Origin of the sequence: Halobacillus karajensis (assembly GCF_900108515.1) — a bacterium.
Taxonomy (GTDB): Bacteria; Bacillota; Bacilli; order Bacillales; family Halobacillaceae; genus Halobacillus; species Halobacillus karajensis.
This window is the reverse complement of the sequence record NZ_FNWW01000001.1, coordinates 930807-946693: the sequence shown is the minus strand read 5'-3', so window position 1 is coordinate 946693 and position 15887 is coordinate 930807. Positions and strand designations below refer to the sequence as shown.

The window sequence follows — 15887 nt, the reverse complement described above, 5'->3', positions numbered from 1 at the left end:
ATTACTAATTGATTAAGCCATTATTGAACGAGGGGGGAGAAACGTTTTTGAAATCGGGGGTTAAAATTTTTCAGTGGCTAAGATTCTCTCTCTAATATTATGAAAAGCAGCACTCCCTATGGATGAAATTAGAGTAGGGATGTGCTGCTTTTATTAACTCTTACTTATTCGATATTTATGAAACTTTAACAATCCTACAAAAATGAATATGGATCCCGCAACATTACATAGAACCCGAAATCCGTGGACTACAAGGAACTCCCTTGCTGTCTGCTTTAGAAATTCGACGCTGTGCACACTCGCTCCCTCAATGAACATGATTTCATTTCTTGGCCACTCAAATATGATTGAGGCTGCCCCTTCCAGTATAATCATGAACATGCTGACACCGACCCACAATCGTTCCTTTTTATAAGGCCAGACAAATAAAAATGCCAGGAGCCCTGTTAGTATACTCATGAGGCCGATAGGTGGGAAGTACGTGTGTGGCGATGCGACTTCCATGAATGTAAGCCCAACTTCAAACGAATGGGGAATATCATAAAAAATATTCGGATAGACCATAAAGGTATTGAGCAGCATACTGCCGAGCATAATGAATTGAATCCATAAGTGTCCGGTAATGAACCAAAAGGTGAATTTGTCTCTCATTATTTTTCACTCCTTACTTATTTTCTTGAATAAAGATGCCAGGGATCCGGCGATTAATCCCCATATTCCGTTGGTAATCAGTACGCTTATGACCGCAAGCGGGTTGGTCAGTGGTCCTTGCAGTTCGCCCGTCAAGATGGGCGAGAGAATGCCGCTTATGATAATCGCGGCGATTCCATACACGAGCCCCGCACCGGCAAGGGTGGCTACTGGACGAGGGACATTTTTGGTGATCACGATCATGATCCAAATGATCGTAATGGCCAGCGTTACTGTAAGACTGGCTGTGGGCTGGCCGATCATATCCAGGACGCCAGTTCCACTCAATAAGGGGCGGATAAGGGCCATCGCCCCAAGTGCTACAATTAATTTCCATGATAGGTTCATGGTTCATCACTCCTTCTCTGTCTAATCATAGGGAGCATTTCGAACAAATCTCTTTTCTGTTTCTTAACTAATGATTAAATCGCGTTAAGAAATCGTTAAGAATTGTGTATTAGGATAGGAATACGACCAAATTTTGTAGAGGTGAAGTTTAATGACGATTCGGAAAAGATTAATCTTATCGAACCTTGCGATGGTGTTCTTGCCGATCGCGGGTATGTTAGGGCTCGAGATTATCATAGGAGTTGTGATGTTCCGTATGATGAATCTGACACCTGCAGACAGCATTGGGTTATTTACACAGGTTCGTTTTATTGGAATGATTGGCATTCTGATTGTGACAAACGGGATGTTGACTTACTATGTATCCAAAACGATCCTTACGCCTGTCAACAAACTCAATGAAGCAACAAAGAAGTTGGCGGCTGGTGAACGGGATTTCGCGATTCAAGTAGATCGAAGCGATGAATTGGGGGAACTGGCCAGAAGTTTTGAAGAAATGCGCAGGAAGCTAAAGGAAGCAGAAGCGCTGGAGAAGAAGTATGAGGCGGGCCGTAAAGAGTTGATTGCCAGTATCTCCCACGATTTGAAAACACCGATCACTTCTATCAAAGGATATATGATGGCGATTCGAGATGGTGTCGCTGACACCCCTGAGAAGCAACAGCGATATGTAAGTCGAATCATAAAAAAAACCGAAGAAATGGATCATTTAATTAATGAACTGTTTTTGTATTCGAAGCTTGATGTAAACCGGGTCCCCCTTCATTTTGAAAAAGTGGATCTGGCAGCTTATTTCGGGGATTACCTGGAAGCAGTCAGGTTTGAGCATGAAGATATAGAGACGGAAATTGTGGAGAGTGGGGAATCCTTTCATGTGAAGGCGGACAGGAAACAAATCCATCGTGTTGTTACGAACTTGATTCAGAACAGCTTGAAGTTCATCGATAAAGAGAAGAAACAACTCAACGTCTCGTTATCGGAAAAAGGTCCAATGGTGGTCGTGAAGATTTCAGACAATGGACCAGGAATTCCTGGCGAAGCGATCCCTTTTATATTCGATCAGTTTTATCAAGGGGATGCGGCCCGTAGTAAATCCTTACGTGGTTCTGGACTCGGGCTCGCGATTTCTAAAAAAATCATCGAATTACACGGAGGAGAAATACATGCCGAAAGTGGAGAGGGAAAAGGAACAACGATGGCGTTCACATTAGAAAGGTGGGAAGTGACCGATGGATAAAATACTGATTATAGAGGATGATCCGGCCATTGCGGACCTGGAGAGGGATTATTTGGAAATGGATGGGTTCTATGTTGAGCTTGAAGAGGATGGGACACAAGGATTAAGCAGAGGGCTGCATGGCGATTTTGACCTTTTACTGGTCGATATTATGCTGCCGGGGACAAGCGGTTTTGAAATATGTAAGAAGGTAAGGGAGAAAAGGGATATCCCTATTTTAATGATTACCGCCAAGACAGATGACATCGATAAAGTAAGGGGGCTGGGAATAGGGGCGGATGATTATATCGTCAAACCTTTCAGCCCGAATGAACTCGTAGCCAGAGTGAAAGCCCATCTGTCCAGGTATAAGCGGTTTATCCAGAAAGAAGAGGACAAACAGGAAATCTGGGTGAAGGGACTGCACATCGATTTAAGGACCCGAAGAGTAAAGGTGAATGAAGAAGAAGTCACATTGACGGCAAAAGAGTTTGATTTACTAACCTTTCTAGCTCAGCATCCCCACCGGGTTTTTAGCAAAGAGGAATTATTTGAAAAAATATGGGGGCTTGATGCCTTAGGAGATAATACAACAGTGACGGTCCATGTTCGCAGACTACGTAAAAAAATAGAACCCCATCCCTCTCAACCGGTATTCATTGAAACGGTTTGGGGAGTCGGCTATCGCTTTTTGGATTAAGCGGTTCACCCCAAAAAATCCCCTCCAGGAGGGGATTCGGTTCGCTATTGGTAATTCACAATCGCCGGGCTTGGATCCATTTTCAATACATCCTCCGGCTTCATGACCGGCTCGTCTTTCTCATAAAAGATTTTAAACCCGCCATATTGATTTGGTTCATCACGGACAAACTTACGATACAACGTCTGCTTGTCGGTGGAGGCTCCCCAGCCGTCAAAATTGAGGGCGACTTCGACGTTGTCTGTTGGTTCAATGGCTTCTTTATTCGTCAGTGCTGCATCAGTAAATTGATGGACGAGGACGAATTTATCCGGGAGGTTGTTTTTTTTCGTCAACGTGGATAGATACTCGACAGCCTCCTGCACTTCTTCACCATCCACCTGACCGAGATCCTGTCCAGGCTTTTCCCCTTCCTCCACATGGAATTCCGTATCGATTGCCAGGTGAACGTGCGGGTACTTGAGCCATTTCTCGATCTTTTTCACTTGCTCCATGATCGTGTCTGTTCCCAGTTGAATATCGAGCAACACCAGCGCATCATGCTCCTCCGCCAGCTTCACATAGGTTTGAATATTCTCTTCTGAGGTCATCCGCACGTAATTCCCATCTGGCCCTGGTTCATTCTGGGCCATCGTCGTAATTAGCTCTACGGTCGGTACGGCAGGTCGATCAGGATCAGCGTCTGAATAGGCTTGCGTCTGTTCCTTTAGCTTCTCCATGAATGCTTCCGGATCCATCTGACCGAGAATTCCCATATTTTCAGACTGCGGGGTCCCGTAGTAGGCAATAAGGCGATGATTCTTTAGCGGGCCATCGGATGGATCTTTGACTCCGTCGGCCAGCGTCTCACCGACAGGAACCGAACGCTCACCATCCCCGCCCTGCGCATTAGGCATTTGCTGCTCCTCTTCAGAGAGGCGGTCCTCCAAAGCCACAGCGTCTTCCGAAGGCTTTAACGGTTGAAAAGGCTGTACTTCAGACTTGTCAGGCTCTTCACTTCCTTCTTTTTGTTTTGAATCGTTCTTTTCAAAAGGGGGGGATTCCTTTTCATTATCTTCTGTGGTGGATGATTGTGAACATGCACCTAGGGCGATTAGTAGTAATCCAGCCATCAACACCAGGCCAATTTTTTTCATTGCCTCACACATCCTTTTTCCTTACAAAGTTTAGGTAGAATATGGGGGAGTTTATCACAATTCCCTAAACATGAAACCTATGTAAACAAATTGATAAGAAAAATTAACCATCATTGTATGGAAAGCATGGAAGAGGAGCTTTTCTGAAACCGATTGTTAGTAGGGGAGGATTTTTGTGTGGTACGATAATTCTTATATAATAAGCATTGTCAATGACTATATACCAATGAGAAAGAAGGATCATACGTGTCAAAAGCAGTTACCATCATCCTGCAAATTATCGGCTTATATCTCATCTATTTACTTGGAACAGCCATCCAGCATACTTTTAATCTATTCATCCCGGGCAGTGTCATTGGATTGATCCTGTTGTTCTTGCTTCTATCTCTTAAACTCGTATCTGAGCGCTGGATCACCGAAGGGGCGGGGTTCATGATCACCCACCTCCCGTTCTTTTTCATACCGGCGACCGTCGGCGTGATGGGGTATGCGTATGTCTTTAAAGGAAAAGGCATTCTATTAATTTTCATCGGGCTCCTGAGTACGGGGCTTGTTATGGGGATTTCAGGATCAGTGGCTCAACGTCTTGCAGGAAGGAGGGAAAAAGCACATGAATGATGTTCTGATCGCTGTTATGATGATCGTGTTGACGATTATCACGTATAAAGGGGCGACCCTCGTTTATCAAAGGTTCCGCCGTATGTATACAGCGCCGATCATTTTATCGACAGTTGCAATTATTATTTTCCTGCTTGTCTGCCACTTTTCCTATGAGACGTATATGGTAGGCGGAAAGTGGATTGACCACCTGCTTGGTCCGGCGGTTGTAGCTCTTGCTTATCCGTTGTACCAGTACCGGGACATTTTGAAGAAGATGGTGCTTCCTGTTCTGACCGGTACGTTTGTTGGGGCAGTGGTCGGCATCAGCTCCGGGCTTTTACTCAGCAAATGGACAGGCTTTAGTGAGTTGATTATTTATTCTATCGTCCCTAAATCGGTGACCACGCCTGTCGCCATGTCCATAGCTGAATCGAGTGGGGGTGTTATGTCGTTGGCCGCCGTTTTCGTTATGATTGCCGGTATTGGCGGAGTGTTGATCCATCCAGCTGTGATGCGGGTGGCAAGGCTTCAAGGTCAAATCGGCCGCGGTGTCGGAATGGGAAGCGCCTCGCACGCGATTGGAACGGCAACGGCGATGGAGCGTGACCATCTGGAAGGATCGGTAAGTACGATTGCGATGGTATTAAGTGCTGTTATCGTTTCGATTTTGGCCCCTGGATTGACTCTATTGCTGCTATGACATGAGAAAAGAGAGGGGAGCCCTGTTTTTCACGGTTTCCTTCTTTTTTTTGGCCAAATAAAATGACTGATAGCAATAAGGAAATCTACCCCGAGCACCAGTGACCACAACTGCAAGGCGCCCGTTAACGCCTCTGTCCGATTTGGGTTGTCGATGATAAAAATCAACCCAGCAAGAAATGCGGCCCCGATTAAATAAGCGACTAAATGACGGCCCCAGCTTTTAAAGTAGTGCTTGGCATGCGCGAATCCTGTCAGCCTTTCCGGTCGTGGACCCTGTTTTGTTATGTAATACTGAAACCTTACATCCGCCCACTCGATCATGCTTTTTCCAAAGGCGATCGATACCCCTATATATACGGCAGCAATCGCATGGGCCATGGTGGCTGTCGCCCCGTTCATTAAATCCACACTCGTTGTCACTAAGAGGATCAGGTCAATCACTGGTGTCAACGCCAATAGGAATAGTCCCAGCTTATTCTGCTTAAAAATGTAACGAGTCACAAGTCCTGCGACAATAACGACCCAAAACCCGATCTCACTTGCGACAATCATCCAGGCTACAAAATCCATGAGAAATCCCTCCTTGTTTATAAAAATCTCTGCTTTTCTTATCTACATACGTTTGTTCCTGATCATATGTTTCAATAATAGGAAGAATGAGCAAGTACGGAAGGGCGATATCACAAAAGGGTTTCTTTATGTAAACCTGTGCGTGCGGCCTATGGCAACCAGCCCGTTCTTTACGTTCTTATGGAAATCTCCTCATAATAAAGTATCAAATGGGAAAGGTGAACACAGATATGAATTTTGCTGAAAAATTGAAAAAAGAACGGAAGAACAAAGGATGGTCTCAGGAGGAACTAGCGGAAAAGCTGTACGTCAGCCGACAGTCGGTTTCCAAATGGGAGAATGGCCAGAACTTCCCGAGTATTGAAATCATCATTCATTTGAGTGACCTGCTCGGTCTGACTATTGATGAATTATTGAGGAGTGATGAAGAATTGAAGGAAAAAGTCATTGAAGACAGTAAGCAGTTGGCGCATCCAAAACTAAAGGCATTTTTTGATACCTTCTTCCTTATTGGAGTATTGTTGTTAGTTTTTAAGTTAGCTGTCCTTTTCTTGAACAAATTTACCCCTTTGGACTTTCCGTTAGGGAATCCTTTTCTTTGGAACTTCGGCCCTTTAATTATTATGGTGACGGCGGGGATCGGGATTGAATGTGTGAAAGGGAAATATAAAGATAGTTAAATAAAGAGCTTTAAGCTGCTATTGTGACAAGTCCTTTAGCGCCATTCTTGCTCTTTGACGCATGCTGGTGACGGCATTAGTAAAAGTAGTGAACATCTCTGTCTCTAATTGAATAGGGTGAGGCAGAGGTGTTTTTTGTATAGGTCACTATGACTTTGAAGGACTTTCGCGTGCCTTCACCGCATAAGTCCTGTTGCCAAATATTTTAATTTTTTGTTAATAGTGATACACTGAACGTAGATAAAAATTATTGAAAAATAGGGAGAATGAAAGGGAAATGAGCAAAAAATACACGAAGACAGACGTTATTTTAATTGGTGCAGGGATCATGAGTGCCACACTAGGGTCACTGCTGAAAGAGTTAGTACCGGACTGGAATATTCGCGTGTTTGAAAGACTTGGAAGTGCTGGAGAAGAAAGCTCCAACGTATGGAACAATGCGGGCACAGGCCATGCAGCTCTTTGTGAGCTGAACTACACGAAAGAAAAATCCGACGGCTCGATCGATCTGACGAAAGCCATTAAAGTCAATGAACAGTTTCAAGTATCTAAACAATTTTGGTCTTATCTCGTGAAAAACAATCGAATCAGTAACCCGAATGAATTCATCATGCCTTTGCCACATATGAGTTTTGTTCAGGGAGAAAAAAATGTTGATTTCCTAAGAAAGCGCTTTAATGCCATGGTCGCTAACCCTTTATTCCGCGATATGGAGTTTACAGATGATCCATCCCAATTGGAAGAGTGGATTCCTTTAATCATGAAGGAACGGACGATGACAGAACCGATCGCTGCTACGAAGATGGATGCAGGGACAGATGTGAACTTTGGGTCGCTCACGCGAAAAATGTTCGATCATCTCGAAAAAGAAAACCTCGAAGTCAACTACAAGCATAGTGTCGAGGATATCAAACGGTCAGAAGATGGTTCTTGGGAAGTGAGAGTCCGTGATTTGGCGAATGATAAAATCGAATACCATACGTCTAACTTCGTCTTCATCGGTGGTGGGGGCGGGAGCTTGCACCTGCTGCAAAAAACAGGCATTCCAGAATCGAAACACATTGGCGGATTCCCTGTCAGTGGCCTTTTTATGGTGTGTAACAATCCGGAAGTGATTGCTGAGCACCGGGCGAAAGTCTATGGTAAAGCTAAAGTTGGGGCGCCACCGATGTCTGTCCCACACCTGGACACCCGTTTTATCGACGGGAAGGAAAGCCTCCTTTTCGGTCCTTTTGCAGGCTTCTCACCAAAATTCTTGAAGACAGGGTCACTGCTTGATTTAATTACATCGGTGCAAAAGGATAACCTTACGACGATGGTCGCTGCGGGTGTGAAAAATGCCTCGTTGACTAAGTATCTTATTGAACAGGTTATTCAATCGAAAGAGCAACGCTTAGAAGAACTGCGTACCTTCATCCCGACCGCAAAAGCAGAAGATTGGGATTTAGTCACGGCAGGGCAGCGCGTGCAAGTTATTAAAGATACAGATGGAGGAGGCAAAGGGACGCTGCAATTCGGGACAGAAGTCGTCAGTGCCGCCGATGGTTCCATTGCCGCCTTGCTCGGGGCATCTCCAGGAGCATCGACAGCGGTTTCCGTCATGCTTGAACTGATGGAGAGATGTTTCCCTGAGCAGATGGATGAATGGGCACCTAAGATCAAAGAAATGATTCCTTCTTACGGTAAGGAATTGGTAGAAAATCCTGAATTGATCCGTGAAATTCACTCTACCACAGAGCGAGTGCTCGGGCTGACGGAAGAACCTGAAGAGAGTCCAGTTCATATGTAAAGATTGAAAAAGTGCTTTTCCACATGGGAAAAGCACTTTTTTTATGTCATAAAAAGAATGGGGGATCTTTTTATGATGAAGTTGCAAAACGACACTTGTGTCAGTATAATGAATTTAACAAAACGACATTAGTGTCGTTTAATTGAGAGGGGCCGCTCTTATGAAACGTTTAATGAAGAATAAAGGATATATGATACTGATGTCTGCCCAGGCTATTTCAAGTATTGGCGACTGGCTTAGTATCGTCGCGATCATTACCCTTGTCGGGTTGAAGTGGGACGCATCCCCGCTTCAAGTGTCGTTCGTATTTCTCTGCCTAGCCCTGCCAATGGCTTTATTCGGACCTGTGGCCGGCATAGCCGCAGACCGCTTCAACCGGAAAACATTGATGATTGTTTCCGATGTTGTAAGAGCGGTATTAATCTTAATTTTGACGGTCGCCACTTCGCTTTGGATAGTGTACACGACCTTACTTACGGTGGGCATTTTCTCGGCATTATTCATCCCTGCAAAGAACGGGAAACTGAAGGAATTAGTGCCTGAAGAGGATATGAAAGGTGCGATGTCCATTACATCAATGATCGATTCCTCGACAAAAATTCTCGGACCGCTGGTCAGTGGCCTTCTCGTGGCCATTTTCGGTGCCCAGCAGGTATTTGTCATCGATTCCGCCACGTTCTTCGTATCCGCTCTGATTCTATTATTCATTCCAAACGCGGGGGGTCTGGAACCTTCGGAATCTACCACTGAACAGGGTTCGTTTAAGCAAGAATTCAGCGCCGGCTTTTCTTTTCTTAAATCGAGCCGTTTCATGATCACGGGGTTAGTCCTCGTCGGTATCAGTCTCTTGATTCTTCAATCGGCCGATTCCCAGTTGATTGTTCTGATCAGAGAATTGACGGATGCCTCGCCGGATTTATTCGGATACCTTGTTACAGGATCTGGTCTCGGTATGTTTGTAGCCGGATTTCTTTTAGCTAAAAAGACGGACTACAAACCATACCCCCTAATGTTACTTGGTGTTTGTGGTATTGGGGTCAGTTTTGGTGTCATGGGATTACTGACCCATTATGATCTTAACTATTCACTTATCTGGGGTCCGGGCATGGGTTTCACAGCAGGTTTTTCTGCGAGCTTGATTTTCGTTCCTTTTCAGGCAACGATTCAGGTCCATACTCCTGTCCATATGACTGGACGTGTATTTGGGGTCATCAACAGTGTGATGACGACAGCGACCATTATTGGTCCTCTTTTTGGAGGCTGGATTGCGACGGTTATTGGAGTGATTCCGACCTTCACGATTACAGCAAGTCTTTTAGTTTTCGTATCTCTGATTGGATGGATGACAAAACGAAAAGTAGAACGGGGGAATACAGATGTCTCCGCGAGTAAGCAGGGAACACATGAAGCAACGACGGGCTGACATCATGGAAGCCGCTACAAGAGTCTTCATCAAACACGGCTATGAACATACCACGATGAAACATATCATGGAAGAGGCTGGTGTCAGCCGCGGAGGCCTTTATCAATATTTTTCAAACAAAGAAGATCTATTTGAAGCACTGCTTGAAGAGGGGCTCACGGAGGAAGCAGAAACAGCTGGAGTCTCTCTTGAAAAAGTAGAATCTCATTGGAGGCTGCTGATGCAGTTGATGTTTGGAGAAGACGGCCATCCGGACACTAGGATGGATCCACTCGCTCCTAGCAAACTCGAATTCTTTATCACCGGACGTAACGATGAACGGCGCCGATCCTACGGTGAAAAAAGGTATGAACTCGTACTCAGCACTTACAATGAAATCATAAAAGCCGGTCAGGAAGCCGGCGAATTCAGCGACCGCTATGACAGCGAACTTCTTGCGCGTTCCATCATCACCTTTGTGGATGGTCTAGCTTTGGATCATGCGATTTTGTCAGAGAAAAAAGTAAGGTTGGAGGATCAGTCTGTTTTGTTCGTAGATTATTTGAAAATGGCGTTAGGTGTGTCCTCCTCGTGATGAGGGGGATTTTTATAAGCGCGTGGAAAAGAGGCAGACACTAAATCATCGTACCATTACACTCTTTAAAATTTATCATATTCCTCTAAGTAAACACTTCCATCTATCCCACTCAGCCCCATGCTGTTAATTAAAAAATATTCATTTATGTTTCTTGTTTGTTTCTTATTAAACCATAGAGCGATCCCCTCTAGTAAAAAACAAATTGTTGGAAAAATTAAAACTTTCTATTTTAAAAACGCTTTCATTATGATAATATCTCACTAAACCGGTTTAGTGAAACGATTTAGTAAACCGATTTATAAAGATGATAGAAGCAATGTTAGGTCCTTCCATTCCTGTTGCTGGTCCGATGGCACATGCCATATTCTTCATAAGTAATCAAGGGTAATTTGAGGACCGGTTTGATTTATCGGCTGGGAAAGGGAGAATTCGGCGAGATGAAAAAGTTGAATAGAAAGAAAAATTTTTATCATGCAGGGAGATTCTAAATAAGTAGAAAGGGAGGGGTTTGGTATGGAGGAAGTAGTTATACAACAGGCAGAACTTAAAGCACTAGTTGTTGATAAATTAGTGGGGGCAGAAGTTAGCGAAGAGCATGCGGAAGTAGTGGCAGATGTTCTTATCCATGCAGATTTAAGAGGGGTAAGCTCTCACGGGGTATTGCGAACAGAACATTATGTAAAAAGAATGCTAATGGGCGGAATGAATGCGAATCCTGAGTTTAAAGTGGAAAGGAAAGGGTCAGCCGGGGCGCTCTTTGATGGGGATAATGGCATGGGGCATGTCATCACAAAAGAGGCCATGGATGAAGCTATCAAACTATCAAAGGAAAATGGGATTGGTATCGTCGGAGTGATAAATAGCAGCCACTGTGGAGCCTTATCCTACTATGCAGAGCAGGCAGCTAAAGAAGATACCATCAGTATGGTTATGACTCATACGGATAGTGCAGTCGTCCCTTTTGGAGGCGCGGAACCTTACTTTGGAACAAATCCGATTGCTTATGGCTTCCCTGCTAACAAACATAAACCGATGATCTTAGATATGGCGACAAGTAATGTAGCGTTCGGTAAGGTACTCCATGCGAGAGAAACAGGGAAGGAGATTCCGGATAATTGGGGTGTTGACGAAAAGGGAAACCCAGTCACAGATCCGAATCTCGTCAAACATTTACTGCCGGCAAGTGGGCCCAAGGGATATGGGTTAGGGTTAGTCGTGGATGTCATGACAGGAGTACTAACAGGGTCAACTTTCGGACCAGATATTCCCCCTATGTATGGTGATTACAACAACTATCGCCAGTTGAGTCATGTCATTGTAACGATTAACCCGGGGTTGTTCATTGGTAAAAAGGAGTTCCTCTCAAATATAGACCAGATGATTGATGAATTACATGCCGTCCAGCCTGCAGAGGGAGTCTCCTCAGTAATGGTTCCAGGAGAACCAGAACAATGGAAGGAAGAGGCTCGAAAAATAGAAGGAATACCTGTTCCAAAGAGCATTTATGATTATTTAAAGTCCCAGTGAGGGAGAAAGTTCTCGCCTTAAGGGATAGATAAAAATTCAAGGAGGTCACTCAATTGAAAAAAATGTTAAGTATTTTCGCAGTAGGAATATTAGCGGTGTTATTGGCTGCTTGCGGTGGGGATGAAAGCGCTTCAGGTTCAGGGGATACGATCACTTGGAAAATGGGACACCTATCAAATGAAGATCACCAATGGCATAAAACAGCTGAAAAATTCGCTGAGCTGGTGGATGAAAAGACAGATGGGAAGCTGCAAATCGAAATTTATCCAAATGAGCAGCTGGGCTCTGAAACAGAAGTGCTAAACGGTATTGAAGCTGGAACCGTTGATATGACTATCTCGGGAGAAACAATGCAGAACTGGGCTCCAGAAGCAGCATTGATGGCCGCGCCTTATGCATTCAAAGGTGAAGATCACCTGAAAAGTGTGGTCGAGGGAGAAATTGGGGAGGAAATCGAAGGAAGTATTAAAGAAAATGTCGGTGTCACACCCCTCTATTATCACATGCGTGCCCCTCGTAACTTGACATCAAATGAGCCTATCGAAACCCCGTCTGACCTGGAAGGTTTCAAAATGCGTGTCCCTAATGTGCCTCTATTCATGGATGCATGGGAGGCTGCTGGTGCAAGACCTCAAGTGATGGACTTCAGTGAAGTGTTTACCGGATTACAACAAGGAGTTATTGATGGTCAAGAAAACCCTGTCGACTTGATTAAAAGTGCTGGTTTTGCTGAGGTGCAAGACTATGTCAATTTGACGGAACATGTATATTCCTGGATCTATGTAGTGGTAGGTAACGAGCAATTTGAAGCATTGGATGAAGACACGCAAAAAGCTGTTCAAGAAGCAGCCGCTGAAGCACAATCTTACGGTATGGACCTATATGAATCTGAAACGGCTGAAATTACACAGAGTCTGAAAGATGAAGGCATGGAATTTGTGGAAGTCGATCAAGATGCCCTTAGTAAGGCTATGAAACCAGCTGTAGAGAAAAGCTTGTCAGAAAAACAGCTTGAATTGTATGAAAAAATCGTCGAAGCTGGCGAATAATCATGAACTGGCAAACATTCTTCGATGGAGGAATGTTTGCCCTATTCTATTCAAAAAGGGTGAACAACATGAAAGCTGTTAATGTGCTAAGTCGTTTACTGAAATTATTAACCATAGTAACTTTCACTGCCCTTGTGATCGTTGTGCTCATTCAAATTATAGGTCGCTATTCTCCATTCTCTTTTGTTTGGACGGAAGAGCTCTCGCGTTTTCTATTTATATATGCTATCGCTTTTTCAGCACCGATTGCAATGGAGAAGCGGGAATACGTCAGAGTAGACCTTTTCTTGAATTTCCTTCCAGGAAAATTCAGGAAATATTATGACGCCGTCGTTTACTTTATCATTGGGTCCTTTTCCGTATTTTTAATTTCTCATTCCTATGACTTTGCTTTACTTGGACGGAACCAATCATCTGCTACCTTAGCGATTGAGATGTATTATATCAATCTGAGTATGATGATGACCTTTGTCCTTCTATCGTTCTATAGCTTTTTGAACATCTATGCCGTAGTAAAGGGTAGTCAGAAAGAAGGTGTACAGCCATGATGGCGCTCGTCTTATTTATATCATTCTTAGTCCTAATATCTTTAAGTGTACCTATTGCCTTTAGTCTTGGTATTTCTTCTTTGGTTTATATCGTGATTGCCGATATTCCCTTGAATATTATCCCCCAAAAAATGTTTGGTGGAATTAATTCATTCACATTGCTTTGTATTCCTGGGTTCATTTTAGCTGGAAACTTGATGAATGCCGGGGGGATTACCGAACGCATTATTCAATTTACAAATAATCTTGTTGGCCATATTAGGGGTGGATTAGGTTTGGCAAACGTCGGATCCTCCATGGGATTTGCAGGGATATCCGGAACAGCTCTTGCGGATACAGCTAGTATAGGGTCTGTCATGATTCCTGCTATGAAAAAAGAGGGGTATGATTCTTCATTTTCTGTAGCTGTCACTTCTTCTTCGTCAACGATTGGTCCAATTATCCCGCCATCGCTTCCTATGATTATTTTAGGAACTTTAGCAACTGTGTCTATAGGGGACTTATTCTTAGCAGGAACCATCCCTGGTATTCTTCTTGGGGTCAGTCTTATGGTATTGACTTACATTATTTCTAAGAAGAAAAAGTATCCAAAGGGACAACGTCAACCCTTCTCAGTTGTCGTCCAATCATTTTCTGGAGCTTTTTGGGCACTGATGATGACCCTCGTTATTCTGTTCGGAATCCTTAGTGGTTACTTTACACCTACAGAAGCATCGATCGTAGCTGTTGTTTATGCCTTAATAGTCGGATTATTCGTTTACCGTGATTTGAAGCTCAAAATGATTCCGAAGATCTTCTTGGATTCTATGGTGACGACAGCTGGCATTATGATATTAGTTGGTTTTGCAAACCTATTCGGCTGGATCCTTGTAAGTGAACAGATCCCTCAGTTAGTAGCAGATACGATTCTGGCTATCTCTGAAAATCCTATTGTCGTGATTCTTTTACTGAATCTATTACTGCTTTTTGTCGGGACATTTATGGAAACGATAGCAGCGTTAGTTATCTTGTTCCCAGTGCTATTACCAGTAGCTACCCAAATCGGTATGGACCCCGTTCATTTTGGGGTGCTGATGGTATTGAATCTAATGATTGGTTTATCTACTCCACCTGTAGGTGTCTGCCTATTTGTTGCATCGAGTATTGGTAAAGTATCCATCGGGCGTGCTTCCAAAGCATTATTACCATTCTTGGGCGTTAGTTTATTAGTCTTATTACTCGTAAGTTTCGTTCCACAATTAACACTATTCTTGCCTGGCTTGTTTGATTAATGAGAAGGAGGGCCTAAATTGAAAGCTATTCAAGTGAAAGAACCTGGTAACTTGCAAGTCGTAGAAATGGAAGCACCTGAAATCATTCACCCATCTGAAGTGAAAATCCGTATGAAGGTCATGGGGATTTGTGGTTCAGATATGCATATTCTTCATGGAGAAAATCCATTCGCCAGCTATCCGAGAGTAATTGGCCATGAAGTGGCAGGAGAGATTGTAGAAATTGGTGAGGAAGTCACTGCATTGAAAGTTGGAGACAAGGTTGTTATAGAACCAATGACCTCATGTGGAGAATGTTACGCTTGCCAGCAAGGTCGTCCGAATGTTTGTGAAAAGGTGGAAGTTTACGGGGTTCATCGTGAAGGTGGAGGCCGTGAAACAATGGTGATGCCGGAGAGTTTGGTTCATAAAGTCGATGAATCCCTGGATTGGAAGGAAATCGCCTTAATCGAGCCATTTACTATAGGGGCTCAATCGATCTACCGTGGCCAGGTCCAGGAGGGAGACCATGTTTTTATTATCGGAGCAGGTCCTATCGGCTTATGCTGTTTGAAAATGGCAAAGCAGGCTGGTGCAAAGGTGGCTATTTCGGATATTAACGAAAAACGACTCGCTTTCGCAGAAAGATGGGGGGCAGATGACCTTATCAATCCTCAACAGGAAAATGTAGAAGAACAAGTGTCCCGATGGACAAGCGGGATGGGAGCGAATGTAGTCATTGATGCTGTAGGTTTCCCGCAAACTGTGGAACAGGCCATTGCTGTTACCTCTGTTGCAGCCAGAGTAGTTTTGCTCGGATTTGACCAAAAATTTTCCGAAATTGCTCAAGTGGATATTACCAAAAAGGAACTGACGATTTGCGGTTCCCGATTGCAAACTCACCGTTTTGGTCCAGTTGTGGAAATGTTTAATTCTCAACAACTCCATGTAGAAGATTTAGTTAGTCATCAATATGATTTGAATGAAGCGAAGGAAGCTTTTCAACTGATGGAAGAAGCGCATCCAGAAGTACGGAAAGTTGTTATAAAGCTATAAGGACTGTAAGGAAGGTTATGGACAAT

General features: G+C 43.9%; 17 protein-coding genes. 13 read left to right on the top strand and 4 right to left on the bottom strand.

Translation table 11 applies throughout. The features are described 5' to 3' along the window. Positions 1 to 153: 153 nt before the first annotated feature. Positions 154 to 651, bottom strand: a complete 498-nt coding sequence (locus tag BLW54_RS04385) for a hypothetical protein (protein WP_074733320.1) — start codon at positions 649 to 651, stop codon at positions 154 to 156. A gap of 6 nt (positions 652 to 657) precedes the next feature. After that, a complete protein-coding gene (locus BLW54_RS04380) occupies positions 658 to 1038 on the bottom strand; it encodes a hypothetical protein (protein WP_074733319.1) in 381 nt (126 codons plus the stop codon). 151 nt (positions 1039 to 1189) lie between these two features. Between BLW54_RS04380 and BLW54_RS04375 the strand changes: the two genes are divergently transcribed. Both BLW54_RS04375 and BLW54_RS04370 read left to right on the top strand, forming a co-directional pair. Continuing rightward, entirely contained in the window at positions 1190 to 2275 is a 1086-nt protein-coding gene (locus tag BLW54_RS04375; RefSeq protein ID WP_074733318.1) for a sensor histidine kinase, read from the top strand. After that, positions 2268 to 2954, top strand: coding sequence for a response regulator transcription factor (locus BLW54_RS04370; protein WP_074733317.1), 687 nt, complete (start codon positions 2268 to 2270; stop codon positions 2952 to 2954). The genes BLW54_RS04375 and BLW54_RS04370 overlap by 8 nt, the downstream gene beginning before the upstream one ends. A gap of 44 nt (positions 2955 to 2998) precedes the next feature. On the opposite strand, the gene BLW54_RS04365 is transcribed toward BLW54_RS04370, so the two are convergent. Then, positions 2999 to 4090, bottom strand: coding sequence for a hypothetical protein (locus BLW54_RS04365; RefSeq protein ID WP_074733316.1), 1092 nt, complete (start codon positions 4088 to 4090; stop codon positions 2999 to 3001). A 246-nt stretch (positions 4091 to 4336) separates the two neighbouring features. Between BLW54_RS04365 and BLW54_RS04360 the strand changes: the two genes are divergently transcribed. After that, positions 4337 to 4708: a CidA/LrgA family protein gene (locus BLW54_RS04360; RefSeq protein ID WP_074733315.1), complete on the top strand. Its 372-nt coding sequence runs from the start codon at positions 4337 to 4339 to the stop codon at positions 4706 to 4708. Beyond that, complete coding sequence (locus tag BLW54_RS04355; protein WP_074733314.1) at positions 4701 to 5390, top strand: LrgB family protein; 690 nt, start codon at positions 4701 to 4703, stop codon at positions 5388 to 5390. The genes BLW54_RS04360 and BLW54_RS04355 overlap by 8 nt, the downstream gene beginning before the upstream one ends. A 29-nt stretch (positions 5391 to 5419) precedes the next feature. Here BLW54_RS04355 and BLW54_RS04350 read toward each other — a convergent pair whose 3' ends face one another. Then, positions 5420 to 5962: a hypothetical protein gene (locus BLW54_RS04350; protein WP_074733313.1), complete on the bottom strand. Its 543-nt coding sequence runs from the start codon at positions 5960 to 5962 to the stop codon at positions 5420 to 5422. A gap of 230 nt (positions 5963 to 6192) precedes the next feature. On the opposite strand from BLW54_RS04350, the gene BLW54_RS04345 reads away from it, so the two are divergent. From BLW54_RS04345 to BLW54_RS04305, 9 genes are all read left to right on the top strand, one after another. Beyond that, positions 6193 to 6642: a helix-turn-helix domain-containing protein gene (locus BLW54_RS04345; RefSeq protein WP_035507224.1), complete on the top strand. Its 450-nt coding sequence runs from the start codon at positions 6193 to 6195 to the stop codon at positions 6640 to 6642. A 277-nt stretch (positions 6643 to 6919) separates the two neighbouring features. Further along, entirely contained in the window at positions 6920 to 8431 is a 1512-nt protein-coding gene (locus BLW54_RS04340; RefSeq protein ID WP_035507223.1) for a malate:quinone oxidoreductase, read from the top strand. 160 nt (positions 8432 to 8591) lie between these two features. Then, positions 8592 to 9854 carry an MFS transporter gene (locus tag BLW54_RS04335; protein ID WP_244153474.1) on the top strand — a complete coding sequence of 421 codons (1263 nt, stop codon included), beginning with the start codon at positions 8592 to 8594 and terminating at the stop codon, positions 9852 to 9854. Further along, the gene (locus BLW54_RS04330; protein WP_244153473.1) at positions 9835 to 10428 is read left to right on the top strand and encodes a TetR/AcrR family transcriptional regulator; all 594 of its coding nucleotides are present in this window, start codon (positions 9835 to 9837) and stop codon (positions 10426 to 10428) included. Before BLW54_RS04335 ends, BLW54_RS04330 begins: the two co-directional genes overlap by 20 nt. Positions 10429 to 10944: 516 nt before the next feature. Then, positions 10945 to 11958 (top strand): ureidoglycolate dehydrogenase, encoded by a 1014-nt coding sequence (gene allD / locus BLW54_RS04325; RefSeq protein WP_074733311.1) that lies wholly within the window; start codon positions 10945 to 10947, stop codon positions 11956 to 11958. A gap of 62 nt (positions 11959 to 12020) precedes the next feature. Continuing rightward, the gene (locus BLW54_RS04320) at positions 12021 to 13007 is read left to right on the top strand and encodes a TRAP transporter substrate-binding protein (protein WP_074733394.1); all 987 of its coding nucleotides are present in this window, start codon (positions 12021 to 12023) and stop codon (positions 13005 to 13007) included. Positions 13008 to 13075: 68 nt separating this feature from the next. Continuing rightward, a complete protein-coding gene (locus BLW54_RS04315) occupies positions 13076 to 13555 on the top strand; it encodes a TRAP transporter small permease (RefSeq protein WP_074733393.1) in 480 nt (159 codons plus the stop codon). Beyond that, the gene (locus BLW54_RS04310) at positions 13552 to 14826 is read left to right on the top strand and encodes a TRAP transporter large permease (protein WP_035507219.1); all 1275 of its coding nucleotides are present in this window, start codon (positions 13552 to 13554) and stop codon (positions 14824 to 14826) included. The genes BLW54_RS04315 and BLW54_RS04310 overlap by 4 nt, the downstream gene beginning before the upstream one ends. Positions 14827 to 14844: 18 nt before the next feature. Further along, entirely contained in the window at positions 14845 to 15861 is a 1017-nt protein-coding gene (locus BLW54_RS04305; RefSeq protein WP_074733310.1) for a zinc-binding alcohol dehydrogenase family protein, read from the top strand. The last annotated feature ends 26 nt before the right edge of the window (positions 15862 to 15887 follow it).